The sequence below is a fragment of the Epibacterium ulvae genome, from assembly GCF_900102795.1.
GTDB lineage: Bacteria > Pseudomonadota > Alphaproteobacteria > Rhodobacterales > Rhodobacteraceae > Epibacterium > Epibacterium ulvae.
In genome coordinates, this window is sequence record NZ_FMWG01000008.1 from 168461 (window position 1) to 192109 (window position 23649).

The 23649-nt window shown below is 54.0% G+C and carries 22 protein-coding genes, 1 pseudogene and 1 riboswitch; of the genes and pseudogenes, 15 read left to right on the forward strand and 8 right to left on the reverse strand.

The genetic code is table 11. From position 1 onward, the window contains the following. Positions 1-16 precede the first annotated feature (16 nt). Entirely contained in the window at positions 17-1426 is a 1410-nt protein-coding gene (locus BLP79_RS13620) for a diguanylate cyclase (RefSeq protein ID WP_090219801.1), read from the reverse strand. 92 nt (positions 1427-1518) lie between these two features. Here BLP79_RS13620 and BLP79_RS13625 point away from each other — a divergent pair, with 92 nt between their 5' ends. The 4 genes from BLP79_RS13625 (at position 1519) to BLP79_RS13640 (ending at position 4378) form a co-directional block, all read left to right on the forward strand. Further along, positions 1519-1803, forward strand: a complete 285-nt coding sequence (locus BLP79_RS13625) for a DUF3572 domain-containing protein (protein WP_090219803.1) — start codon at positions 1519-1521, stop codon at positions 1801-1803. Between the two features lie 32 nt (positions 1804-1835). Continuing rightward, on the forward strand, positions 1836-2543 hold the full coding sequence (locus BLP79_RS13630) for an HAD family hydrolase (protein WP_090219805.1): 708 nt from the start codon (positions 1836-1838) through the stop codon (positions 2541-2543). Positions 2544-2759: 216 nt separating this feature from the next. Further along, positions 2760-3347: a heme NO-binding domain-containing protein gene (locus BLP79_RS13635; protein ID WP_090219806.1), complete on the forward strand. Its 588-nt coding sequence runs from the start codon at positions 2760-2762 to the stop codon at positions 3345-3347. Then, entirely contained in the window at positions 3344-4378 is a 1035-nt protein-coding gene (locus BLP79_RS13640) for a GGDEF domain-containing protein (protein WP_090219808.1), read from the forward strand. The genes BLP79_RS13635 and BLP79_RS13640 overlap by 4 nt, the downstream gene beginning before the upstream one ends. Positions 4379-4510: 132 nt before the next feature. Here the strand turns inward: BLP79_RS13640 and BLP79_RS20015 are convergent. Further along, positions 4511-5076, reverse strand: a pseudogene (locus tag BLP79_RS20015) (transposase); the annotation flags it as partial. 524 nt (positions 5077-5600) lie between these two features. Here BLP79_RS20015 and BLP79_RS13650 point away from each other — a divergent pair. Next, positions 5601-6086, forward strand: a complete 486-nt coding sequence (locus BLP79_RS13650) for a GNAT family N-acetyltransferase (protein ID WP_090219811.1) — start codon at positions 5601-5603, stop codon at positions 6084-6086. A gap of 104 nt (positions 6087-6190) precedes the next feature. On the opposite strand, the gene katG is transcribed toward BLP79_RS13650, so the two are convergent. Next, a complete protein-coding gene (katG, locus tag BLP79_RS13655) occupies positions 6191-8401 on the reverse strand; it encodes a catalase/peroxidase HPI (protein WP_090219813.1) in 2211 nt (736 codons plus the stop codon). Between the two features lie 140 nt (positions 8402-8541). On the opposite strand from katG, the gene BLP79_RS13660 reads away from it, so the two are divergent. The 6 genes from BLP79_RS13660 (at position 8542) to BLP79_RS13685 (ending at position 14167) form a co-directional block, all read left to right on the forward strand. Continuing rightward, complete coding sequence (locus BLP79_RS13660; RefSeq protein WP_090219815.1) at positions 8542-9447, forward strand: hydrogen peroxide-inducible genes activator; 906 nt, start codon at positions 8542-8544, stop codon at positions 9445-9447. Positions 9448-9507: 60 nt separating this feature from the next. Then, positions 9508-9608, forward strand: a riboswitch (TPP riboswitch). A gap of 37 nt (positions 9609-9645) precedes the next feature. Then, positions 9646-10626, forward strand: coding sequence for a thiamine ABC transporter substrate-binding protein (locus BLP79_RS13665; protein ID WP_090219870.1), 981 nt, complete (start codon positions 9646-9648; stop codon positions 10624-10626). Further along, positions 10602-12110, forward strand: a complete 1509-nt coding sequence (locus BLP79_RS13670; RefSeq protein WP_090219816.1) for a thiamine/thiamine pyrophosphate ABC transporter permease ThiP — start codon at positions 10602-10604, stop codon at positions 12108-12110. The genes BLP79_RS13665 and BLP79_RS13670 overlap by 25 nt, the downstream gene beginning before the upstream one ends. Continuing rightward, positions 12097-12786 (forward strand): thiamine ABC transporter ATP-binding protein, encoded by a 690-nt coding sequence (locus BLP79_RS13675; RefSeq protein ID WP_090219818.1) that lies wholly within the window; start codon positions 12097-12099, stop codon positions 12784-12786. Before BLP79_RS13670 ends, BLP79_RS13675 begins: the two co-directional genes overlap by 14 nt. Before the next feature lie 103 nt (positions 12787-12889). After that, positions 12890-13531 carry a sigma-70 family RNA polymerase sigma factor gene (locus BLP79_RS13680; RefSeq protein ID WP_408607951.1) on the forward strand — a complete coding sequence of 214 codons (642 nt, stop codon included), beginning with the start codon at positions 12890-12892 and terminating at the stop codon, positions 13529-13531. Continuing rightward, on the forward strand, positions 13532-14167 hold the full coding sequence (locus BLP79_RS13685; protein ID WP_090219819.1) for a ChrR family anti-sigma-E factor: 636 nt from the start codon (positions 13532-13534) through the stop codon (positions 14165-14167). A gap of 9 nt (positions 14168-14176) precedes the next feature. On the opposite strand, the gene BLP79_RS13690 is transcribed toward BLP79_RS13685, so the two are convergent. Then, entirely contained in the window at positions 14177-14899 is a 723-nt protein-coding gene (locus BLP79_RS13690) for an SDR family NAD(P)-dependent oxidoreductase (RefSeq protein WP_090219821.1), read from the reverse strand. Beyond that, positions 14899-15672, reverse strand: coding sequence for a DUF1365 domain-containing protein (locus BLP79_RS13695; protein ID WP_090219822.1), 774 nt, complete (start codon positions 15670-15672; stop codon positions 14899-14901). The genes BLP79_RS13690 and BLP79_RS13695 overlap by 1 nt, the downstream gene beginning before the upstream one ends. A gap of 130 nt (positions 15673-15802) precedes the next feature. Here BLP79_RS13695 and BLP79_RS13700 point away from each other — a divergent pair, with 130 nt between their 5' ends. Genes BLP79_RS13700 through BLP79_RS13715 form a run of 4 tightly spaced genes read left to right on the forward strand, consistent with a single transcriptional unit; the run spans position 15803 to position 20044 of the window. Continuing rightward, entirely contained in the window at positions 15803-17176 is a 1374-nt protein-coding gene (locus tag BLP79_RS13700; RefSeq protein ID WP_090219824.1) for an NAD(P)/FAD-dependent oxidoreductase, read from the forward strand. Further along, positions 17088-18245, forward strand: a complete 1158-nt coding sequence (locus tag BLP79_RS13705; protein ID WP_090219873.1) for an SAM-dependent methyltransferase — start codon at positions 17088-17090, stop codon at positions 18243-18245. The genes BLP79_RS13700 and BLP79_RS13705 overlap by 89 nt, the downstream gene beginning before the upstream one ends. 27 nt (positions 18246-18272) lie before the next feature. Next, the gene (locus BLP79_RS13710; protein WP_232716491.1) at positions 18273-19490 is read left to right on the forward strand and encodes an MFS transporter; all 1218 of its coding nucleotides are present in this window, start codon (positions 18273-18275) and stop codon (positions 19488-19490) included. Beyond that, on the forward strand, positions 19487-20044 hold the full coding sequence (locus tag BLP79_RS13715; protein ID WP_090219827.1) for a DUF3833 domain-containing protein: 558 nt from the start codon (positions 19487-19489) through the stop codon (positions 20042-20044). Before BLP79_RS13710 ends, BLP79_RS13715 begins: the two co-directional genes overlap by 4 nt. A 20-nt stretch (positions 20045-20064) precedes the next feature. On the opposite strand, the gene nadC is transcribed toward BLP79_RS13715, so the two are convergent. From nadC to nadA, 3 genes are read right to left on the reverse strand one after another with little or no spacing between them, the layout of a single operon-like run. After that, positions 20065-20913 carry a carboxylating nicotinate-nucleotide diphosphorylase gene (gene nadC / locus BLP79_RS13720; RefSeq protein ID WP_090219828.1) on the reverse strand — a complete coding sequence of 283 codons (849 nt, stop codon included), beginning with the start codon at positions 20911-20913 and terminating at the stop codon, positions 20065-20067. Beyond that, positions 20910-22475, reverse strand: coding sequence for an L-aspartate oxidase (locus tag BLP79_RS13725; protein WP_090219830.1), 1566 nt, complete (start codon positions 22473-22475; stop codon positions 20910-20912). Before BLP79_RS13725 ends, nadC begins: the two co-directional genes overlap by 4 nt. A 6-nt stretch (positions 22476-22481) precedes the next feature. Then, positions 22482-23534: a quinolinate synthase NadA gene (gene nadA / locus BLP79_RS13730; protein ID WP_090219831.1), complete on the reverse strand. Its 1053-nt coding sequence runs from the start codon at positions 23532-23534 to the stop codon at positions 22482-22484. Between the last annotated feature and the right edge of the window lie 115 nt (positions 23535-23649).

Consider the following 23649-nt stretch of genomic DNA (forward strand, 5'->3'; position numbering starts at 1 on the left):
CGGTGTGCTGCCCTCTTTAGGCAGCTACGGGATCTGTGGTGCCTAAGGTGACACGATTGCGGCCGTTGTTCTTTGCGGTGTAGAGCGCGCGATCGGCACTGGCGATAAGCGTATCAGTATCAGGGACCTCACGATCTCCACCGCCAATGATTGCCCCAATGCTGATTGTCATTGTAATCGCCTGATCCTGTCCTTCAATTTCAAAGCGGTGATTGTTAATAGCTTCGCAATAGGTTGCGGCCACTTGTGCGGTGTCCACCGGCGACATATCGGGCAGCACCATCATGAATTCTTCGCCACCGATACGGGCCAAAAGGTCATTTTTGCGGGACAGGGATTGCAGGCGCTGGGCTGTTTCCACGAGAATTTTATCCCCTACCGGGTGCCCATATCGGTCGTTGATCTGCTTGAAGTGATCAAGGTCTGCAATCAGCACGGCAAAAGGCTGACCGCTGATTTTGGAATGCGCAATTGTACGTTCCAGAAACGGGATCGCATAGCGGCGGTTGTGAAGCCCTGTCATCGGGTCTTCAACGGCGGCACGCAGGCTTTTTCTGACGGTGGCGCGTAAACGATCTTCGCGGCGTTTCTGTCGCAACAATGCAGTCACACGCAGGGCAAGCTCTTGTGCACTGAAACCGGCGTGAAGGATATCATGCGCGCCGCGATCTAATGCATCAGCGATGACCTCGGACGGCACCCCATTGGGAATGGCGATGACGGCACAATGCCGTGTCGGGGCGCGGGCGCGCAGATCTGCGATGAGCCGTAATGCCAGAGGATGTGAGTTTGCAGTCAGCTCTAACACAATAACATCAGGCGAGGAGGCGGACATCAGATCACTGACATCTTCCAAAGAGTGATCCGTCATGCGGGCGGGGAGCAGGTGTTTAAGGTCATGAGACCAAGGGTTTGCAAAGGAGCTGCCCGCGTGCTGAGAGGCCATGACAAATCCAATATGTGCCTCATGTAGGTCGCTAAAATCGGCAGGGTCGCTGTAAGGCAGTGCGATGTCTTGGTGCGCGTTGCGTTGGAGTTGGAGTTCATGCTTTCTATTGCAGGCGCGCAGCAGGCTGCGAATGCGCGCTTGTAAAATGACATCGTCCACTGGCAGCGGTAGGATGTCATCTATACCAGCGGCCAGACCATGCAGCCGTGTCTTTGGGCAGTCAGAGGGGCTGAGCGCGATCACGGGAACATCCCAAAGATCAAGATCGCGGCGCATCTCAGCCTTGAGAAGGTTGGCATTGCCATCGGGCAATTGCATTGCTGTTAAAACAAGGTCGGGACGGTTTGCAGTCATCGCCACGCGCGCGGCGTTTAGGTCTTGGACCAGACAGACATCGAAATAGGCAGCGGCAAGCTGCCCCTTTAACATGATGCGATTGGTGGCCACGCCATCTATGACAAGGATTGTCCCTTGCACCCTGTGATCCTTTCGACGCTTACACTCTGTTAAGGTTGAGTGTTTACGACAGTGGTTAACAAATCATTTCGTATTCTGTTAAAGTTGAAACTATGCAAATATCCGCTCACTCCGCTGAAACCCTCGCCCTTCAAATTCTCGCCTGGCTGGTGGGCAATGATGAGTTGCTGCCTGTCTTTCTTGGTGCCAGCGGGGCGAGCGAGGCTGATTTACGTGCCCGTGCCGCGGAACCCGAGTTTCTGGGATCCGTTCTGGATTTTCTTATGATGGATGATGCCTGGGTCATTCAGTGCTGCGATCACATCGGTATCAGCTATGAGTTGCCAATGCAGGCACGGCACATGCTGCCGGGGGGTGCTCAGGTCAACTGGACCTGATAGGAGACTGTTCGGTAAGCATCGGAGGGGCTATGGCAGTTGAAGCATTGCTGTTTGATAAAGACGGCACGTTGTTTGATTTCGCAGCGACATGGAACCGCTGGTCGGCAGAAATCATCCGATCGCTTGCGCAAGGCGATCAAGATCTAGCGCAGATATTGGCTGGGGCGCTGCAATTTGATTTGGAACAACAGGTCTTTTTGCCTGAAAGCTTTGCTATCGCAGGGACGAATGGTGAGGTGACCGCGGCGCTTTTGCCGCATTTACCTGCTTGGGACGCGATTGAATTGGAACGTTATCTGGCGGAGAATGCAGCGCGTGCTCCCCTTGCGGAAGCGGTTCCTTTGGCCCCTTTTCTGGATGATCTGCTTGCGCGCGGTTTGGCGCTGGGCGTGATGACAAATGATTCTGAGCATTCTGCATTTCAGCAGCTTGATCGGATCGGGGTGAGAGAGCGATTTGCCTTTGTTGCAGGGTATGACAGTGGTTTTGGTGCAAAACCAGATGCGTCTCCCCTGCTGGCTTTTGCGCATGCGGTGGATGTTGCGCCTGAATGCTGCGCAATGGTTGGTGACAGTCGCCACGATCTGATTGCGGGGCACGCCGCCGGAATGCAGCGTGTTGCGGTTTTGACTGGGCCAGCGTCCGCTTCTGAATTGGCGCCTTTTGCCGATGTGGTTTTGGACAATATCGGTGAAATCCCCGCTTGGATGTCGAAAACTCTCAGGAATTCCCCTTGAAGAAAATATCGCAAAAATATCATTAATCGTACTGTAACCAGTGCGGTGTGAAATCAAAGATTGCCGTTCTTTTCGAAGGGCATATCTAAGATTTCACACTATTGTTTTGTGCCTTCTTCCTTCGTTTTGGTGAATTTTTCGTGAGCCACTTATGTTGGGCCTTTGTTAAGGAAGCTGCATTCATAGTGGTGCAAAGACGAATCAAGGGGCCCGCCAATGCACGGTCTGATCAATACGGCGATACAGGCGTTTGTTACCAGCACCTACGGCACGGAACGCTGGAAAGACGTGATGGAACATGCAGGACTTGGGTTCACCGAGTTCGAGGCGATGCTGATCTATCCTGACGAGCAGTCTGCAAAGGTATTGGTTGCACTTGAAAATGTTCTGGGGCGTCCGCTGGCGGATACGCTTGAAGATATGGGAACGTTTCTTGTTTCGAATCCGAAGGCCGAAGCGTTAAGACGGTTGCTTCGCTTTGGGGGGGTTACTTACGTCGAATTCTTACATTCGTTAGATGATTTGCCGGATCGTGCGCGGTTGGCCGTGTCTGATTTGCATCTGCCGGGATTGGAATTGGTGGAGCAGGCGCCAGGGCAGTTTGACCTTTATTGCCAAGAGGGTTTGGCAGGATATGCGAATGTCATGATGGGCATCTTACGTGCGATGGCAGATGATTATGGCGATTTGGTGATCCTAGATCATGCGGGCCAACGCGAAGATGCAGATGTGATTTCGATTTCACTGGTGGAAACGCAATTTGCGGAAGGCCGTGTCTTTGACCTTGGAGGGCGCGCGCGATGATTACCCAACAGCAGCTTGCACAATTGGCTGATCAGGTCAGCCCAATGCATGTGATTGTCGACGCTGATGGGCAGATTTTATCTGCCGGTCCTACGCTCAAAAAACTGCGCCCCGATGAAGAGTGGGTGGGTCAGGCTTTCTTTGATTTTTTTGAAGTTTCACGGCCACGCTGGGTTCATTCCTTTCAGGATCTGTTGAGCACGGCAGGATCAAAGCTGCATATGAATATGCGGGGCGAACCTTCAACAGGTATCAAAGGAATGCTTGCTCCGTTACCAAATTGCGGTGGGGCGTTTATCAATTTGTCTTTTGGTATATCTGTTCTGGAAGCAGTTCAGGATTACGATCTGACCAGCGCCGATTTTGCGCCAACGGATCTAACAATTGAGATGTTGTATCTTGTTGAGGCGAAATCAGCGGCGATGGAAGCGTCCCGACAGTTGAACACGCGCTTGCAAGGGGCAAAGATCGCCGCAGAGGAGCAGGCCTTTACTGATACGTTGACCGGTCTGAAAAATCGCCGTGCTATGGATCACGTGCTGGGACGTTTGCTAAAATCAGGTCGCGATTTTGCGCTGATGCATGTGGATCTCGATTTTTTCAAACAGGTCAACGACACGATGGGGCATGCTGCAGGCGATGCGGTGTTGCAGCATGTGGCGCAAGTGATGGTGGAATGTACGCGCCAAACAGATACGACAGTACGCGTGGGCGGCGATGAGTTTGTTTTGATTCTGGACGATCTCACGGATCGTAAAATGTTGCGAAAAATCGCAGAGCGCCTGATTGCTCGGTTGGAAGAGCCGATTCCGTTTGAGGATAAGCTATGCCATATTTCTGGAAGCGCAGGAACATCTCTGTCCACAGCGTTTGAAAAGCCGGATATTGCAACCATGTTGCATCAGGCTGATGTGGCTTTGTATTTTGCAAAGAATGCAGGTCGAGCGCAGCATTTCTTTTACAGTCCTGAGATGGAAGAAGAAGGGGCAACCGGAGCTTCGGTGTCTGAGCGTCCAAAAGTTGCCGAATAAAGATCCTGCAATTGCTTGTTCCTGTGTCGAATATAGCTCAGATGTTGTGCAGCAATGATATGACTTTAGGTTTCAGGTGGGCTCTGTTGCATAGATTGGGTGAAAGTCGATTTATGATTTTTTCACAGGTACTTATCCTCCGGACTCTGTGACGGGCATGCCAAATGCGGTTAAGCACTGCGGCGTGGACCTGGAGCGAAGCAGCCTGGCGATCGCAGTCTCGGGCCATGACACTGGGCCAAGAAGTTTGACGCAATTCATCTTTTTCTCTGCGCGGCTTTGACGGTGATAGCCGGTCAGTTTTCGCCACAAAGCCTGCTCTAGATATTTGCAGGCTCTTAAGGCTTCGTTTGGCGCAATGGTGCAATGGCGCCAGCTGTTGCTGGCTTGCCAAAGCTGCGCGTTTTTACGCGGAGGAATAATGGCATCTACGCGTGTCATAGGCCCCAACGCTGGTGGCCGGGTTGATCTTTTGATCCGGTGGAATTTGCGCCAACAGGTCGGGCAGCGTTGGGGCGTCGCCGACGTTGCTTGTCGTGATCTCGACCGCGCTGATTTCCAGTATTTTTCATCCACCCCAAAGTGAAGCATTCACCACAGGCGCTTTTTACTTCTGCGAGCGTTTCATTCACCCACGGCCTGGACCCTGGTGCATCAATCAGCAGATGTAGTAACCCAGATCTGCCACGGTACCCCACTGGGTTCAAACAGAGAATCTATCACCCGATTTGTGCAACTAAGCCTTCCGGGGAAGTGGAGAACTCGTTTGAAACAAACTCTGTGAAAAGCGTATTGAGTTTAGTGCGCTTGAAATCGGCTGAATAAACTTGGGCAATATCTTGTGCGATTTCCTGTCACAGTAAATGCTCCTCGAGATTTAGGCGCGAGCATCGTTTCATGCAGTTTTTTGAGGAATATATGCACGTCTGAATAGGTGCGAGTAAGGCGTTGTGTCGAGGGTGGAGTGGGATAAGAAACCCAGCCAAAGATTATTATAAAGTTCTACTTTCAACCATTCAACAAATCGTGGCGATTAAAAAACGATCAAAATTTACCGCTAAATTGAAAATAGAATGCTAGGATCTTAAAAATGTGACTATCTATCAATAGATGGACATAAAATACTCTTGAGACAGAGGTCACCTGCATAAGGGAGACTTGCGATCATGGGGGTGTTTAGCGCCTAAATAGGTAACTCACAGAAAGGAGTGATGGCTTCGAAATGATTGATATTCGCTTAGCTGATCCCGCTGCACCCGAAATGTTGCCTCTGTTGGAAGCTCATCTTGCCCATTCCAAGGCCCATTCACCTGATGGAAGTGACCACGCTTTGACACCACAGGACATGCGGGCACAGGGCATGCAGTTTTGGGCTGTCTATGACGGGGATTCCCCCGTGGCCTGCGGTGGATTGGTGGCCTTGCCAGACGGCACGGCTGAGGTGAAATCTGTACACGTTGCACAGGCCTTGCGGGGGCGCGGCGTTGCCAAACGGTTGATGGATCACCTTGCCGAAGAAGCGCGCGCAGTGGGTTACAAGGCGTTGGTACTGGAAACGGGATCTTCGGCACACCCGGGATTTGAAGCTGCTCGTGCGCTTTATGAAGCGCTTGGTTATGAATATTGCGCGCCCTTTGGGGATTATGTTGAAGATCCAGCAAGCGTTTTCATGCGCCTGCTGCTGCGCGCAGAGCAAAGCGCGGCATAAATTCCGTAGAAACATTCGGAAACGATAAGTTTTGTGAGGAGCCGAACACAAAACAGGCGGCCCAGGATTGCTGGACCGCCTGTCGTCTTTAAAGGGTGTAGATCTTAGACCAGATCAAATCGATCTGCTTCCATCACCTTGACCCAAGCTGCAACAAAATCACTGACAAAGGCGCCTTTTGCATCGTCTTGTGCGTAGACTTCTGCCAATGCGCGCAGTTGTGAATTGGAGCCAAACACCAGGTCGGTGCGTGTTGCAGTCCACTTGATTTCACCGCTTGCACGGTCGCGGCCTTCATAGACACCGTTTTGTTCAGCAGGCGTCCATTGGGTGCCCATGTCCAGCAGGTTGACAAAGAAGTCCTGTGTCAGAACACCGGGAGTCTGGGTGAAGACACCGTGCGTTGAACCAGCATGGTTGTTGCCCAGAACCCGAAGACCACCGACCAAAACGGTCATTTCAGGGGCCGTCAAGGTGAGCAGCTGAGCTTTGTCCAGCAGCAGGCGTTCGGCAGGAACAGAATAGTCCTTTTTCAGATAGTTGCGGAAACCATCTGCTTCAGGTTCCAGAACAGCGATGCTGTTCACATCTGTCTGCTCTTGGCTTGCGTCTGTACGACCCGCGTTGAAGGGGACCTGAATGTCAACGCCCGCCGCGCCGGCCGCCTGTTCGATCGCTGCAGAACCACCCAGAACAATCACATCTGCGAGTGAGATTTTCTTGTCGCCGGATTGCGCCGCGTTGAAGCTTGATTGGATTTTTCCCAGCACATCAAGCACGCGTGACAGCTGCTCTGGTTGGTTCGCCTCCCAGCCGTTTTGTGGTTCCAGACGAATGCGGGCGCCGTTGGCCCCACCGCGTTTGTCAGAGCCGCGGAAAGTTGCGGCAGACGCCCAAGCCGTGGACACGAGTTCAGAGACGCTCAACCCGCTTGCGAGGATCTTGGCTTTCAGGTCTGCCACATCCGCGTCGTCCACTAATGCGTGATCAATAGCAGGAACGTTGTCTTGCCACAGCAGCTCTTCGGTAGGGGCCTCGTCACCCAGATACAGAGCACGTGGACCCATATCGCGGTGGGTCAGTTTGAACCATGCGCGGGCAAAGGCATCCGCGAACTCTTCTGGGTTTTCCATGAAGCGACGAGAGATCTTTTCATAGGCTGGATCCATCCGCAGGGCCATGTCTGCGGTGGTCATCATGATAAAGTGTTTCTCGTTTGGATCATGGGCTGCAGGTGCCATGTCTTTGTCGGCTGGGTTCACAGGCTGCCACTGCCATGCACCGGCAGGGCTTTTGACCAGATCCCAGTCGTAGCCGAACAGAACACCAAAGTAGCTCATATCCCATTTGGTTGGGGTTGGAGTCCATGCGCCTTCGATGCCGCTGCCGATTGCGTCTTTACCAACGCCGGTGCCCATGTCGTTTTTCCAGCCAAGACCCATTTCTTCGACATCTGCCGCTTCGGGTTCGGGGCCTTTGTGCGCTTCGGGGCCTGCGCCGTGGGATTTACCAAAGGTGTGGCCACCTGCGATCAGGGCCACGGTTTCTTCGTCGTTCATCGCCATACGGGCAAAGGTTTCGCGCACGTCGCGGGCAGAAGCCAGGATGCTGGGTTGGCCGTTTGGACCTTCTGGGTTTACATAGATGAGACCCATTTGAACCGCTGCCAGCGGGTTTTCCAGCTCACGATCGCCAGTATAGCGTTCGTCCGCCAGCCATTCGTCCTCAGAGCCCCAGTAGATATCTTCTTCGGGTTCCCAGATGTCTTCGCGACCGCCTGCGAAACCAAAGGTTTTGCCACCCATGCTTTCAATCGCGCAGTTGCCTGCGAGGATGAACAGGTCAGCCCATGAAATCTGGCTGCCATATTTCTTTTTGACCGGCCACAGCAGACGACGCGCTTTGTCGAGGTTGACGTTATCAGGCCAGGAGTTCAGAGGCGCAAAGCGCTGATTGCCGGTTGATCCACCGCCGCGACCATCTGCGGTGCGGTAAGTGCCGGCGCTGTGCCAAGCCATGCGGATAAACAGTGGGCCATAGTGGCCATAATCGGCTGGCCACCAGTCCTGGCTGTCTGTCATCAGTGCAAACAGATCTTCTTTCAGGGCTTTCAGATCAAGCGATTTGAAGGCTTCGGCGTAGTTGAAATCAGGACCCATTGGATCGGATTTGGTTGAGTGCTGATGCAGGATTTTCAGATCAAGTTGGTTTGGCCACCAATCTTTATTTCCTTGTCCTTTGTCGTTGGTAGCGCTTGCAGCGGCACCGTGCATCACCGGGCATTTACCGGCACCTTTGCTCTCATGTGCAGTCATAGCTGAATATCTCCGATCTGGCTTTCGTCATGGTGCGTAGGAGTGCGATACTGTTCAGAATCGTCTCTTGTCGGCACACTAACAGCAGGCGGGGGTTTAAAAAAAGTTGCATTTTTTCATAGTTGCGATAAGAAAAAGTTATGAGTTTTCACAGTTCAAAAATCACTTTACGCCAGTTGAGATATTTTGAAGCTTTGGCAGATCAAAAACACTTTGGTCATGCGGCAGACCTGTGCGCGGTATCGCAACCTGCCTTGTCTGTGCAGATTAAAGAGCTTGAAGAAACCTTGGGCCTTTTGCTGTTTGAACGTGGGGCGCGGCATGTGCGGCTGACAAGTTTTGGCGAAGAGTTTCAAAAGCGTAGCAAGGAAATTTTACGCGCGGTTGACGAATTGGGTGATCTCGCGCGTGCGGCGGGGGCGGGGCTGTCGGGGCGCTTTCGTTTGGGGATCATACCAACGGTTGCACCGTATTTGTTGCCTCAAATTGTATCTGGTGTGTCTGAAGCATACCCAAATATAGAATTGCGCATTCGGGAAACGTTGACCCAAAATCTGATTGCTGAGCTTCGCGATGGGCGGCTGGATTGTGCAATCGTGGCGCTGCCGCTCTCAGAGAGCGGATTTTCTGAACATGTACTGTTTAAGGAAGAGTTTGTTTTGGTGCGTCCACAGGGGCAGGGGGATTGGCCGGTGCCCAGTCGGGACCGTTTGCGCGAGATGCAACTGTTGTTGCTGGAGGAGGGGCATTGTTTTCGGGATCAGGCTCTTTCGTTTTGTGATATGCGCCCAGCTGAACCGCGTGAGCTGCTGGATGGGAGTGCATTGTCTACTTTGGTGCAGATGGTGGCCTCAGGCATTGGCTTGACGTTGATTCCCGAAATGGCGGTTGAGGTTGAAACACGGTCCACGCCTGTCGCGATTTCGCGCTTTCCCTCGGACCGACCGACGCGCACATTGGGCATGATTTGGCGCAAAACGACGCCGCTTGCGCCACAATTGGCTGAATTTTCAGAGACAATTGCGGGTTTGGTTTCACCGAAGTGATATCAGCTGCGAGGTAGGGAAATTTTGTTGCTTGTCGCCGCTTAAATGCTGAATTATTGAACTCATACCTCGGGGAGCCTGCTGTAGGCTGAGATGCGTTCTGCAAACCCGCTGAACCTGAACCGGTTAGAACCGGCGGAGGGAAGGTGGCCTCGTTACATGATGCCCGAATCTCCGCCCCTAGTTTTGGAGATTGCGATGAAAGCGCTTCCTTTTGTTGCGGGCATGATGCTTGCTGGCGCGGCTGTAGCAGATACGCCTGTGCTGGCGGTCTACGCCCCGGATTACTTTGCTTCGGACTGGGGACCTGGCCCCGGTATTGAAGCCGCGTTTGAAGCACAATGTGGCTGTGATCTTCAGTATAAGACGGGTGAATTGTTGCCGCGCCTGTTGTTGGAAGGCGCAAACACCGAAGCAGATGTTGCGATCGGTTTTAATTCCGACATTACCAAGAAAGCGCGCGAAAGCGGTCTGTTTGCGCCGCATGGGTTGGATACTTCACCGCTGACGCTGCCAATTGACTGGGCAGATGATACCTTCTTGCCGTTTAACTACAGCCATACGGCCTTTATCTATGACAACACCAAGGTTGAGACAGCGCCGACCAGCTTTGACGATTTGCTGAACGCGCCGGACGATCTGCGTTTGGTTATTCAGGATCCGCGTAGCTCGATCTCGGGATTGGCGCTGGTTCTGTGGGTGCAGAATGTTTACGGCGACAAGGCGGAGGAAGCTTGGAGCAAGCTTGCGCCAAAGATCGTCACCGTGACCAAAGGCTGGTCTGAAAGCTATGGCATGTTCACCGATGGTGAAGCTGACATGGTGCTGTCTTACACGACATCCCCGGCTTATCACATCATCGCAGAAGAAGACCTGACCAAATCGGCAGCGATCTTTGAGGATGGACATTATTTCATGGTCGAACTGGCCGCAAAGCTGAAAACCACGGATCAATCAGATCTGGCTGACCAGTTCATGGGCTTTATCCTGAGCAATGAATTCCAGTCAATGATCCCGACTTCAAACTGGTCGTTCCCGGCAGCCTTGGCAGAAAGCGAGTGGCCGGAAGGTTTCCAGAGCCTGCCGACCCCTGAAAAAGTGCTGTTTTATAGCGAAGATGAAGCAGCAGCGCTGCGCGATGAGGCAATCGAGGCATGGCGTCGCGCCTTGTCACAATAAGCACAGCACTGATCGTTGCGGGGATGATCCTTCTCCCCGTGACGGCGGTGTTGTGGCGTGGGGGCGGTTTTGGCAGCCTTGGGCCTGCGGATTGGGCCGCCCTGCGCTTTACCCTGACACAGGCGGCTGTTTCAGCGCTGTTCAGTGTGGTGCTGGCCATTCCGGTGGCCCGCGCTTTGGCCCGTCGACGGTTTTGGGGACGGGAGGCGCTGATTGCGGTGATGGGCGCGCCTTTTATTTTACCTGTTATTGTTGCGATTCTTGGGCTTTTGGCGGTGTTTGGTGGCCGCGGGCTGATCAATCAGGCGCTGGCGCCTTTGGGCGTGCCACGTTTGGATATTTATGGATTTCACGGCGTTATTCTTGCGCATGTATTTTTTAATCTGCCCTTGGCCGTGCGATTGCTTTTGCAGGGGTGGCTGGCCATTCCAGCCGAACGGTTTCGGCTTGCCGCGTCCCTGAATGCGCCGGTCTGGCGCGTGCTGGAATGGCCGATGCTGAAACAGCTGGTGCCGGGCGCCTTTGCGGTGATTTTTGTTATTTGTCTTGGCTCTTTTGCGGTGGCGCTGACCTTGGGGGGCGGGCCAAGATCCACGACGTTAGAGTTGGCCATTTATCAAGCGTTTCGGTTTGATTTTGATCTGGGTAAGGCGGCAACGCTCGCGGTTGTGCAACTGTGTCTGGGCTTGGTTGCTGGTGGCATTGCGCTGCGGTTTGCAGCGAAAGGCGGGATGGGAGCAGGTCTGGACCGTCGGGTCGCCCGGTGGGATGGTCACAGCATTGACGCGCGGTTGGGCGATGTCATTTGGATTGTGCTCGCTGCGAGCTTTCTGCTGGTGCCCCTGTTGGCGGTGGCTGTGGCGGGGGCGCCCGGCCTTGGGGATATGCCCAGCCTCGTCTGGAGCGCTGCCGGGCGGTCGCTGATCTTAGCGCTTGGGGCCACGCTTCTTACCCTTGCGCTTGCGCTTCCTCTGTTGTCGCGTGCAGGCGAGGCAGCAGCACTATTGGGGATTTCCGTTTCGGGTTTGGTGCTTGGCACCGGTGCGTTTTTGCTACTGCAGCCGATCATACGCCCTGCGGATGTGGCTTTGCCGGTGACGATGATCGTGAACGCCTTGATGGCACTGCCTTTTGTGTTGCGTATTTTGCGGCCTGGATTGGACAGTGCGCGACAGGATTTTGGGCACCTTGGAGCTGCGCTTGGCCTGACGGGCTGGCATCTGTGGCGGGTGGTTTATCTGCCCCGGCTACGCCGTCCTTTAGGATTTGCTGCTGGGCTGACAGCCGCGCTGTCGATGGGGGATCTGGGGGTCATTATGCTGTTTGCCGATGGTGACAGTTCAACCCTGCCATTGCAGATTTACCGCCTGATGGGCAGCTATCAGATGGAGGCAGCACGTGGGGCTGCAGTGCTGCTGTTGGGGCTGAGCCTTGGCCTGTTTTGGCTGTTTGACAAAGGAGGGCGCAGCGGTGCTGAGGCTTGATCAGATCAAAGTTGTACAGGGGGATTTTGAGATCCGCGCCAATCTGGCCTTTGGTGCGCAGATTACTGCGCTGCTGGGACCGTCAGGGGCGGGGAAGTCTACAATTTTGAATGTGATCGCTGGATTTAGCGATCCTGTGAGCGGTGCGATTTTCTGGCAAGATCGTGATATCAGCCATGCCAGACCGGCGGCGCGCCCAGTGGGGATTGTGTTTCAAGACAACAACCTGTTTCCGCATCTTAGCATTCAGGAAAATCTTGCGCTTGCCTTGACCAGAGGCCGTCCAGATGCGGCGCAGCGCAAACAGATTTCCGGCGCGCTGGAACGTGTGGGGCTGTCCGGGTTTGAGCGTCGTAAACCGGCAGAGATGTCGGGCGGGCAGCAAAGCCGCGCGGCATTGGCACGGGTGTTGCTACAGGCGCGTCCCTTGATGCTGCTGGATGAACCCTTTGCTGCTCTTGGTCCGGCGTTAAAAAAACGGATGCTGGATCTGGTGGCTGAGTTGTGCCGTGAGACGGGGATGCATGCGATCATGGTAAGCCATGATCCTGCAGATGCCTTACGTATCGCTGATGAAGCAGTGGTTGTTGCCGAAGGCACCGTGACCATGCCGGTTGCTGTGGCCCGATTGATGGACAACCCACCGGCTGCGTTGCAGCGTTACCTAGGGGATTAAATTGCCTATTGCCTGGTCGTTTTCTATCTTTTTTCTGTGAGGTGTGAAAAATAGTCGTCAGGCAGTGATCCAGGATGATGATTGCTGCGTAATTGGGTGTATGATGATGCCCAGTCTAGATATTCCGCGTGACCGGTCAAACGCTTCGCTGATCCGTTACGATCGATTTCGGCAGGGCAAGACCGTGGCAGAAACTAAAACAGCACAGATGACGCCTGAGACCATCTGGATGTTAGCGGTCCGCGATCAGCGGGACAAACAGGCATTTTCGCATTTGTTTGATCATTTCGCACCACGTTTGAAAGGTTTCGTCATGCGTGGTGGGACGTCAGCCGGGCAAGCGGAAGAGATTGTGCAGGACGTCATGCTGACGGTGTGGCGTAAGGCGGCGCTGTTTGATCCTGAGCGTGCACAGGTTTCTGCCTGGATTTATCAGATCACGCGAAACCGCCAGATCGATGTGGCCCGTAAAGAAAACCGCCCTATTCCAGAAGAACTGCGTGACGCCTCGGAATGTGAGGAAGATGCCAGCCAGATTGTCGGTGTTGAACAGGAAGCAGCGCAGCTGCGCGAAGCCCTGAACAATTTGACCACAGATCAACGGGCCGTGATTGAGCAGGCCTATTTGGGTGAGTTGAGCCATAGCGAGATAAGCAAAAGCACTGGATTGCCTTTGGGTACAATCAAGTCACGCATCCGGCTTGGATTGAATCGGCTACGCCAAGAATTGAAGGGGTTGCGATAAGTGTCTGCAATCAAACATCATATTCCCGATGGTATGTTGGCAGCCTATGCCGCCGGAACGTTGCCGCATGCCTTTTCTGTCGTGGTGGCGACACATGTTTCGATGTGTGCAGAATGCCGGTCTGCCTTACATGCGCATCAAAGCGTTGGTGGTGTCATTTTGGATGACACACCCGGGATTTCAGTGTCTGGACATCTACGCGGCCAAACGATGGCCTTGCTGGACGAGCCGTTCAGGCCTGCACCAACCTATGAGCGCAGGGGCATTTACCCTGCGCCGGTGATTGCGGCACTGGGTGGGAAGGAGCCAGAGTGGAAGCGTCTGGGCATGGGGGTGCGTCAGAAAATCCTGTCTGCGGATGACAGTGGTATTGTGCGTCTTTTGCATATCCCGCCGGGGCAAGCTGTGCCGGATCACAGTCACAATGGTCTGGAGCTGACACTGGTGCTGCAGGGTAGTTTTCACGATGAACTGGGGTCTTTTGGTGTCGGCGATGTTGAGATCGGCGATGAGGATATTGAACACACACCGACTGCAGACACAGAGATGCCGTGTATCTGTCTGGCCGCGACGGATGCCCCCTTGCGGTTTCGCGCGTTGATGCCGCGGTTGTTGCAGCCTTTGTTCCGGATCTGACATTCCAGCTTATTTGCCGCGGTAGACAATCCCGTCAGGGAGAAGGCCGTATAGCCTGATTGCCCAAGAAAAAGGTGCTGGAAAATCTGTGCGGAATCTTTTTCGCAATAGGGCTGCGCAGATTTTTTGAGCGGCCTGTTCTGGTTCCATCAGCATTGGCATCTTAAACGTGTTTTTATCTGTCAGGCGGGTGCGGATAAAGCCGGGGTTGATAAGGCGCACACCGACGCCGGTTCCTTTCAAATCATGACGCAGAGTTTCAGCCAGGCTGATGAGAGCAGATTTACTTGCGCCGTATCCGATCGCTTTTGGCAGTCCGCGATAGCCGGACAAGGACCCAATCAGCGTGATGTCACCCCTTTCTTGTGCCAGAAAATCCGGCAAAACGCATCCGATGACTCGAAGCGCACCGGAAAGGTTCACCTCCACCATATTTAGGGCAGATTTGGTGTTCCAGTTCTGTGCTGACATCGGCTCATACGCGCCAGCGTTGTAGATTACGCCATCCAGATGTTTGATCTGCGCATAGGCGTGTTGAATGGATGACAGATCGCTGACATCAAGCGGCAGCGCACGGGCATTGGGCAGATTTTTGGCGATCTCGTGCAGGCGATCTTCAGACCTGGCTGACAGAATGAGCTGCGCGCCTTCAGCAGCAAGCTGCTTCGCAAGGGCTAGGCCCAGACCTTCGCTTGCCCCAACCAGCCATATGGTTTTCCCGTGAAACGCCATTAGGAAGGGTCTCGTGTGTCGTGGGTGATCTGACTGCTCAGCGGTAATTTGGGTGGGGGTGGGGTTTTGAGAAACGGCGCGCGTTTTATCCAGAGTTTGAGGGCCTGCCAGTAAATCAGACCGATGACACGCACAGCCCCGAAAGGCCGACGCATCGCTGCATACAGCAAAGACCTATTGGTGGCGGGCCGACGTTTTCCGCTAAGGGTGGCAAGCACGCCTTCGCCTTGGTTTTTGTAATCAATACGAATTTTGATGTCGTCTTCTGTGTAGGCCAGTTGGAACTGATACGTTCCTGCCACCTGTTGGAAGGGCGAGACATGCATAATTTTTGTCGCATGGAGTACGTCGCGTTCTTGGATGCTGCGAAAACCATCCAGGGCGCAAAAATAGCAGTGGCGGTGGCCAAAGGTGTTATTGACCTCGGCGACAAAGGCGCAGGGCTTTCCATCAATCAAGGCTATCCAAAAACTGACGGGATTGAAGTGAAACCACAGCAGGCTTGGCTGTGTCAGGAGCAGAAATTCTGCCTGCTCAACCGGGAAATCATGTGCTTTTAAAACCTCCTGAAACCAAGGCAGGCCTTGGCCTTTGCCGCGTGGTCCGCCATGGTGGCGATCATGTAACGACCAGAGATTAAAGCGGTTTTTCGAAATCAGCCCTGGCTGTGGTTCAGTCAGGTCGGTTAGCACAAAATCGACACCATAAGTGAATGCATTGTGCAGTGCGCCTTGGCGACGGTGATAGGTCTGGGCTGCAATATGTTCGATCATATAGGCATTACGTGGCAAAAGGAGCGTTGGATCATCTAAGGTCGTGTAAAGATTATTTTTTTGAGAAATGTGATCCAGCGGGGGGGCACGCTGCGTAACTTTTACAAAACAAACAACAGATGAGGTATCAATGTTGGATCAAACCCAAGCGCCCCGCAAGAAGATTGCGATTGTTGGGGGCGGTATTTCGGGCCTCTCTGCCGCGTATTACCTGTCGCCGCAACATGACGTGACGCTTTACGAAGCCGCAGATCGTCTGGGCGGGCATGCGCGAACGGTGCTTGCAGGGAAAAATGGCGATCAGCCCGTGGATACCGGGTTTATTGTGTTCAACTACGTAACCTACCCTCATCTTACCAAGCTGTTCAACGCGCTGGATGTGCCAGTCATCAAAAGCGAGATGAGCTTTGGCGTTAGCATTAACGATGGCCAGCTTGAATATGGTTTGAACTCTCTCAAAGCAATCGCGGCACAAAAGCGGAATTTGTTGAAGCCAAAATATTACGGCATGATTGCAGATATCCTGCGGTTTGGCCGCAAGGCTGAAACGGCGGCAACACGGGATGATCAAACGATTGGTGAACTGGTCACGGATCTTGGGCTGGGGGATTGGTTTCGTGATAAATATCTGATGCCGATGTGTGGTGCCATCTGGTCGACCCCTGCGGAAGAGGTCGAAGCCTTTCCGGCGCGCTCCCTTGTAAGGTTCTTTCGCAATCACGCGCTGCTTGCCGGATCTGGCCAGCATCAGTGGTGGACTGTTAAGGGTGGGAGCGTTGAATATGTGACCCGGATCAAAGCGGCACTGCTAGCACGTGGTTGTCGCCTTCATACGGGAACGCCGGTTCGGCATGTTCACAGAGACGCGTTGGGTGTGCATGTCAAAACAGAGACCGGTCAGGATGCGGTATTTGATGAAATCATTCTTGCCTGTCATTCGGATCAATCGCTTGCGATCCTTGGAGACGGAGCAACAGCCGCTGAGGCGGAGGCCCTAGGCAATATCCGGTATCAACCGAACAAGGCGGTTCTGCATTGTGACGAAAGCCAGATGCCCAAGCGCAGATCCTGCTGGTCCAGCTGGTCGTATCGGGCGCAGCGTGGATCTATTGGTGTCACCTACTGGATGAATGCGCTGCAGGGCATTCCAGAAACGGATCCGCTGTTTGTGACGTTGAACCCGGATGCCGATATCCCGGAAGACAAAATCTATGATCAGGTGACATTTGCCCACCCGATGTTTGATCGCGCAGCGTTAAAAGCGCAGACCCAGATCCGCGCAATGCAGGGGCAAAACAACACGTGGTTTGCCGGAGCTTACAATCGGCATGGTTTTCACGAAGACGGCATCGCCAGTGCAATGCGCTTGGTAAACGAGATCAACAAACAAAGCGGCCCGCAGGTAGGAGAGACTTATGCGACTGACAGACAAAGCGTTGAAAACGAAATTTCTTTCGACCTGCGAAACGCTTCCAAACGGTCGGTTGCGTCTGAAAACGCCTGATGGGCAAATCTACAGTTTTGGCAATACGGGTGCTGAAGTGGATCTGGACATCCGGGATTGGGCAGCGGTCTCAGCTTTGGCCGCGCATGGGCAGGTCGGCCTTGGCGAGGCGTATGTTGCGGGGTTGTGGGAGACATCATCGATTGAAAATCTGATGGTGTTTGCATTGCAGAACCGGGAGCAATTGGGACAATTCGACAAAGCGGGGCTTTTGGCGAATGCAAGGTTTCGCCTTGTAGACCGTGTATTGCGATCAAACACGCGCAAGGGATCAGGCAGAAACATCCGCGCGCATTACGATGTGGGGAATGAATTTTATCAGCTTTGGCTGGATGAAGGTCTGACCTATTCTTCGGGTCTTTTTGCCAATTCAGGGACGGATCTTGCGCAGGCGCAGCATGATAAAAATGCACGTATTCTATCACGTCTGTCGTCTGGGGAACGCTTGCTTGAAATCGGCTGCGGCTGGGGTGGATTTGCAGAACAAGCCGCCGATCAGGGGCGGGATGTCACCGGTGTGACAGTCTCTCCCAGTCAGTACAGTTATGCGGATTGCAGGCTGGATGGAAAAGCGGACATTCAACTACGTGATTATCGCGATGTTCAGGGGCAATATGACAATATCGTTTCTGTGGAAATGATCGAAGCTGTGGGCGAACGCCATTGGCCAAGTTATTTCGCCACCTTGAAGCGCAACCTTGCAGAGGGTGGCAGATGCGTGATCCAGGCGATTACCGTGCGCGACAGCTATTTTGACACCTATCGCAAGACGTCTGATTTTATTCGCCAATATGTTTTTCCGGGAGGGATGCTTCTGTCGGATCAGGTGATCGCAGATCAAGCCAGCCGTGCCGGGTTGGCTGTACGGGATAATTTCGCATTTGGACAAGACTATGCGCACACCTGCCGGATCTGGGCCGAACGCCTGCAAGGACAATCGCGGCGGATTCATGCGCTGGGCCATGATGAAAGTTTCTTGCGCACCTGGCAGTATTATCTGGAAATTTGCGCGGCTTCTTTTGCGGTAGGGCACACAAACGTAGTGCAGGTTGAGCTGGCCCATGCCTGATATTGATACAATCCGGGGGGCGAACGGGTGAGGCCGCTGAGGCTCAGCCTATTTGGGGTGATGTTGGCAGCGGCTGGATTGCCGCTCTACATTCACCTGCCTCGGTTTGCTTCTGTCCATTTGGGATTAGAGCTGGCGACGCTGGGTGGTCTGTTGCTGCTGCTGCGCATCATCGATCTGGTGCAGGACCCTCTGCTGGGCTGGATCGCAGATCGTTTTAGCACGGCGCATGGCTGGCTGGCTTTGATCGCGAGCGTTGGGCTGGCGATTGGGTTTCCTCTCGTCTTTTCTGTCGCGCAGGGGCTGGGCGGGCTGGTCTTTGGGCTTGTGGTCTTATTTACGGCTTACAGCCTTGGGATGGTGCTGATCTATGCGCGCAGCACCGTTCTTGCCGGGGGCGCAGACACCGTGGCGTTGACCCGAATGGCCAGTTACCGTGAGGCGGGTTTGCTATTTGGTGTGATTTTGGCCGCGCTGGCACCGGATCTGTTGTCACAAATCAGTGCAGAGACCGATGGTTATGCCGTCTTTGGCTGGGTAATGGTAGTGATATGCCTGCTGTGCGCGCTGTTATGCCGACCGATCTGGAAAGAGCACCCTGCAAAAACAGATCCTTTGACATGGGGCGCCCTTACCAAGGCCAAAGCGACGGGCATTGTTCTGCTTTATCTGGTGAACAGCCTGCCAGTTGCCCTGACCGCCACCTTGTTTTTGTTCTTTGTCGAAGATCACTTGCACCTGCCCGGACAAGCGGGCGGTTTTTTGGTGCTTTTCTTTCTGGCGGCCGCGATTTCGGTGCCTGTCTGGCGGCGTATCAGCGATTACCTCGGCATTCGTAAAACACTGCTGATTGCCATGAGCTTGGCGATTGTCTCTTTCGCTGGAGCTGCTGGTCTGTCTGCAGGGCATGGTTTGGCCTTTGCGGTGATCTGTGTAGCGTCTGGCGCCGCAAGCGGGGCAGATCTTTTGCTTTTGCCCGTTATGTTTTCGCGTGCCTTGGCACGTCAGGGGCTGAATGCCGGCCTTGCCTTTGGCATTTGGTCTGGCGCAGGCAAACTTGCGCTTGCGTTGGCGGCCTTTGTCGCCTTGCCCCTCTTGGATTGGGCAGGGTTTCAGCCGGGACGTATCAATGATGCGACGGGGCAGCGGGCCTTGGTTTTTGCCTATGCAATCTTGCCCTTGTTCCTCAAACTTTTGGCCATTGGCCTTGTTCTATCCCTCCCCAAATCGGAGACCTCCTCATGAAACTCCTCACGTTACTTCTGTTGTTGCTGGTGGGTGTGTTGATCGCCAAGCCGGTGTTTTTTGGCTTTCGGGCACAGAAACCAGCGGATTATGCCGGAACTGAGCCTGCCTTTATCCTTGAAAAACATTTGTCAGGGCCAATTGTTGCTGAGGGGATTGTCTATGGCCCTTTGGGCAAGGTGACGAATAGTTTTGTGGCGCAAATGCAAGGCGCTTGGGCAGATGGAAAAGGCACGCTGGCTGAAGATTTCACCTATTCCAACGGAGCCAGCCAAACCCGTAATTGGACGCTGACCAAACAGGAAGGCAATCGCTTTACCGCGACCGCCCCAGATGTCGTTGGAGAGGCCGAAGGCGTGGTATCCGGGTCCACGGTGCGATTGATCTACAAGATCATTTTGCCCGAAGCATCAGGCGGATACACACTGTCTGCAACCGATTGGATGTATCTGGCCGAGGATGGCGTGATCCTGAACAAGTCTGAGATGCGGATGTGGGGCATTAAAGTGGCCGAACTGGTCGCCACGATGCGGCCAGCCCAGACAGCGGACTAAGATTCCACGTGAAACACGCGCTAAAAATCAAGCCCAAGATCGATCGTGCGATAGGAGTGGGTCAATGCGCCAGATGAGATATAATCAACTCCCGTGGCCGCAATTTCTGCCACGGTTTCACGTTTGACATTGCCTGAGGCTTCGCTGACGAGGCGGCCATTGATCATATCAACCGCGCGTCGCAATGTGTCTGGTGACATATTATCCAGAAGGACAACATCTGCTCCCCCGATGCTGAGCACGTCTTCCAGTTGGGCAAGCGTATCGACTTCGATCTCAACCTTCATCATGTGAGAGGCCTGCGATTTGGTTGCTTCAAGCACAGCTTTGATCCCGCCTGCAGCGGCGATGTGATTGTCTTTGATCAGGATTGCATCAGATAGGGAATAGCGGTGATTAAAGCCGCCGCCGTGCAGCACGGCCTGTTTTTCAACAATGCGCAGGCCCGGCGTTGTTTTGCGCGTGCAGGTGATCCGGGCTTTGGTGCCTTTGGTTTCTGCCACCAAAGCAGCGGTGAGCGTGGCAATACCAGTCAGGCGGCCGGAAAGGTTTAGTGCGACACGTTCACCAGACAGGATAGCTGCTGCATCGCCTGTAATTTCCATCAAGGTGTCTCCGGCGCGGCAGGGAGTGCCGTCTTGGATTACAGTTTTGATTTCAAGTCCTTGATCAACCAAACGAAAAGCCAGCGAAGCCACTTGCATACCGGACACGATGGCGGTCTCGCGGGCGTTGATGCGAGCTTTGTAGGTTGTGCCTGCAGGGATCACCGTGCGCGTGGTGATGTCGCCATAACTTCCCAGATCTTCCATCAAGGCAGCGCGGACGAGGGGTTCCAGAACAAGGTCGGGTAGGGCGGCGAAGGTCATGGAAGGTCCTTTACAACAGAGGCACGTAACGCCAGTGCGGTTGCAAGTGTAAGTTCAGAGCGTTCTTCCTGCGCGTCGCAGGGCTCTGGGAAATCTGTGCGGTAATGTGCTCCGCGGCTTTCGGTGCGCAAAAGGGCTGCTGCAGCAATCAAAGTGGCTGTTGCGGTCATATTGCAAAAGCCTGTGTTGTCTTGATGCGCATCTTCCAGGGCTGCGATGATTGCCAATGTGTTTTGCAGCCCGGTCGCATCACGCACAACACCAGCGCCATCAGTCATGGCCTGACGTAAAGCCAGAACCGCCTTGGGATTGGGTTCTGTTGACTGCTTATTGAAGGTGGGTGTGATTTCATGCGCCACAGATGTGGAGGGCCCAAGGGTTTCTGCAATGCTCAGCGCACAGGAAGACGCAAAAACCAGAGCCTCTAGCAGACCGTTTGAGGCCAATCTATTTGCGCCGTGTAACCCGGTTGAAGCGGCCTCACCACAGGCCCAGAGACCTGAGAGAGATGTTTGTCCGGTTAAATCGGTTGCGATGCCACCCATATGGTAATGAGCTGCTGCGGCCACCGGGATTGGTGCGCGGGCCGGATCGATGTCGTGGCGTTGGCAAGCGGCTGCAACGGAGGGGAAGAGCGTTGTGATCTGTGCTCCCAAAACGCTGCGGGTGTCCAGCATGGGGCGATTGCCCGCCTGTGTCTGTTGGTAGATTGCACGTGCGACGATATCACGGGGGGCCAGTTCTGCATCTGGATGAACCGCCGCCATAAACCGCTCACCTGCAGCATTGATCAATGTAGCACCTTCCCCGCGCAAGGCTTCGGTGGCGAGCGGGGCAGGGTCTTCGTCTACGTCAATGGCGGTTGGGTGAAACTGAACAAATTCGGCATCTGCAATTGTTGCGCCTGCACGGGCCGCGATACCAATCACCTGCCCGCAAATTCGGGCTGGATTGGTGGTGCGGGAATAAAGCCCGCCAGATCCACCCCCGGCCAGAAGATGGGCGGCACCCTGTAGGAGAATTGGATCAGAACCACTGGCCGCAGTGATATAGACGCCAGTTACTCTGCCCTCTGACTGCTTCAACCCTTCTGCCAGAACGCCTTCAAGCACTTGAATGGATGGGGTTTTCTGTGCCTTTGCGATCAGTGCGCGCATGATTTCGGCGCCTGCGCGGTCGCCCAGAACACGCACAACACGGGCGGCACTGTGGGCAGCTTCACGGGACAGAACATAATCGCCTGTCTTTGTGCGATCAAAAGCGGTGCCGATTTCGGAGAGGTCGTAGATATGTTCGCGTGCTGCTTGGGTTACAAAATCTGCAACCTCAGATGAGACCGTGCCAGCGCCCGCGATGAGCGTGTCGCGGGCGTGATCTTCTGGACTGTCAGATTGCGCCATCGCGGCGGCAACACCGCCTTGCGCCCACGCGGAACTAGCCCCATAGCCCAGTGGATCAGGTGAGATCAAAACAACAGGTCGAGGGGCGAGTTTCAGCGCAGCATAAAGCGCTGCAAGGCCCGCCCCGACGATGACGACCTGTTCAGTTTTGATCATGTGCATTTGCGTTTAGAGCCCCAGCTTGCGCGATAGGTCAATCATACGCTGTACAGACAGACGGGCCTTGTCTGCCACCAATGCGTCCACTTCAACCTGACCTGTCATTGTGTCCAAGGCATAAAGGACCTTTTCAAGTGAGATCTTCTTCATGAAAGGGCACATGTTGCAGGGGCCAACAAAATCAACCTCGGGCAGCTCATCGGCGATATTTGAGGCCATTGAACATTCGGTAATCAGCAGTGCCTTTTGCGGTTTTTCGTCGGTCACATATTTGATGATACCGCTGGTCGAACCTGAAAAATCGGCCTCGGCAACCACATCAGGTGGGCATTCCGGGTGTGCAATGAGGCGCGTATCTGGGTTCCATTCGCGAAAATCACGCAGGTCTTTTGCCGTGTATTGTTCGTGAACAATACAAGAGCCTTCCCACCAGACCACGTTTTTCTGTGGCACGTCTTTGGCCACATTCTGGGCCAGATATTGATCTGGCGTCATGATGACCGTGTGACTTTCCTGTGCAGCGACGATTTGGGCTGCATTGGAAGACGTGCAGCAGATGTCTGATGCGGCTTTCACTTCGGCGGTTGTGTTCACATAAGTCACAACAGGCGCACCGGGATAGCGGCGTCGCATTTCTTCAACACCTTCGGCGGTGATTGATTCTGCGAGCGAGCAGCCAGCCTCCATATCGGGCATCAGCACCGTTTTGTCGGGGCTCAAAATCTTTGAGGTTTCGGCCATGAAATGCACGCCGGCCTGCACGATCACATCTGCATCCACTTCGGTTGCTTTGATCGCGAGCTGCAGACTGTCCCCAACAAAGTCAGAGACGCCGTGAAAAATCTCTGGAGTCATATAGTTATGCCCCAAAATCACAGCGTTGCGCTCTTTCTTGAGCTGGTTGATCGCTTTGACGTAGGGCGCATAAATCGCCCAGTCAGCAGGCGTTACCACACGCGACATGCGCGCATAAGTGTCAGCCATTTCAGACGCCAGAGTCGGAGACGGCTCTAGGTCATATTTTTCGGAGAGGGTGGCGCGTAGCGCAGGAAGGTCGAACACTGTTTTTCATGCTCTGCCAGTTAATGTTGCAGTGGAGTTACCGCATTTGTCATAAAATAGCCATATTGCAGATCGTGTTTGTGTTCTGTTTCCTGTCTTGTTTTGGAATAAAATT

What these genes read in the sequence shown, in the direction of transcription:
- BLP79_RS13625 (WP_090219803.1), top strand. Translation starts at nt 1,519, where the DNA reads ATGCAAATATCCGCTCACTCCGCTGAAACCCTCGCCCTTCAAATTCTC.
- BLP79_RS13630 (WP_090219805.1), top strand. Translation starts at nt 1,836, where the DNA reads ATGGCAGTTGAAGCATTGCTGTTTGATAAAGACGGCACGTTGTTTGAT.
- BLP79_RS13635 (WP_090219806.1), top strand. Translation starts at nt 2,760, where the DNA reads ATGCACGGTCTGATCAATACGGCGATACAGGCGTTTGTTACCAGCACC.
- BLP79_RS13640 (WP_090219808.1), top strand. Translation starts at nt 3,344, where the DNA reads ATGATTACCCAACAGCAGCTTGCACAATTGGCTGATCAGGTCAGCCCA.
- BLP79_RS13650 (WP_090219811.1), top strand. Translation starts at nt 5,601, where the DNA reads ATGATTGATATTCGCTTAGCTGATCCCGCTGCACCCGAAATGTTGCCT.
- katG (WP_090219813.1), bottom strand. Translation starts at nt 8,401, where the DNA reads ATGACTGCACATGAGAGCAAAGGTGCCGGTAAATGCCCGGTGATGCAC.
- BLP79_RS13660 (WP_090219815.1), top strand. Translation starts at nt 8,542, where the DNA reads ATGAGTTTTCACAGTTCAAAAATCACTTTACGCCAGTTGAGATATTTT.
- BLP79_RS13665 (WP_090219870.1), top strand. Translation starts at nt 9,646, where the DNA reads ATGAAAGCGCTTCCTTTTGTTGCGGGCATGATGCTTGCTGGCGCGGCT.
- BLP79_RS13670 (WP_090219816.1), top strand. Translation starts at nt 10,602, where the DNA reads ATGGCGTCGCGCCTTGTCACAATAAGCACAGCACTGATCGTTGCGGGG.
- BLP79_RS13680 (WP_408607951.1), top strand. Translation starts at nt 12,890, where the DNA reads ATGATGCCCAGTCTAGATATTCCGCGTGACCGGTCAAACGCTTCGCTG.
- BLP79_RS13690 (WP_090219821.1), bottom strand. Translation starts at nt 14,899, where the DNA reads ATGGCGTTTCACGGGAAAACCATATGGCTGGTTGGGGCAAGCGAAGGT.
- BLP79_RS13695 (WP_090219822.1), bottom strand. Translation starts at nt 15,672, where the DNA reads ATGATCGAACATATTGCAGCCCAGACCTATCACCGTCGCCAAGGCGCA.
- BLP79_RS13700 (WP_090219824.1), top strand. Translation starts at nt 15,803, where the DNA reads ATGTTGGATCAAACCCAAGCGCCCCGCAAGAAGATTGCGATTGTTGGG.
- BLP79_RS13705 (WP_090219873.1), top strand. Translation starts at nt 17,088, where the DNA reads ATGCGACTGACAGACAAAGCGTTGAAAACGAAATTTCTTTCGACCTGC.
- BLP79_RS13715 (WP_090219827.1), top strand. Translation starts at nt 19,487, where the DNA reads ATGAAACTCCTCACGTTACTTCTGTTGTTGCTGGTGGGTGTGTTGATC.
- nadC (WP_090219828.1), bottom strand. Translation starts at nt 20,913, where the DNA reads ATGACCTTCGCCGCCCTACCCGACCTTGTTCTGGAACCCCTCGTCCGC.
- BLP79_RS13725 (WP_090219830.1), bottom strand. Translation starts at nt 22,475, where the DNA reads ATGCACATGATCAAAACTGAACAGGTCGTCATCGTCGGGGCGGGCCTT.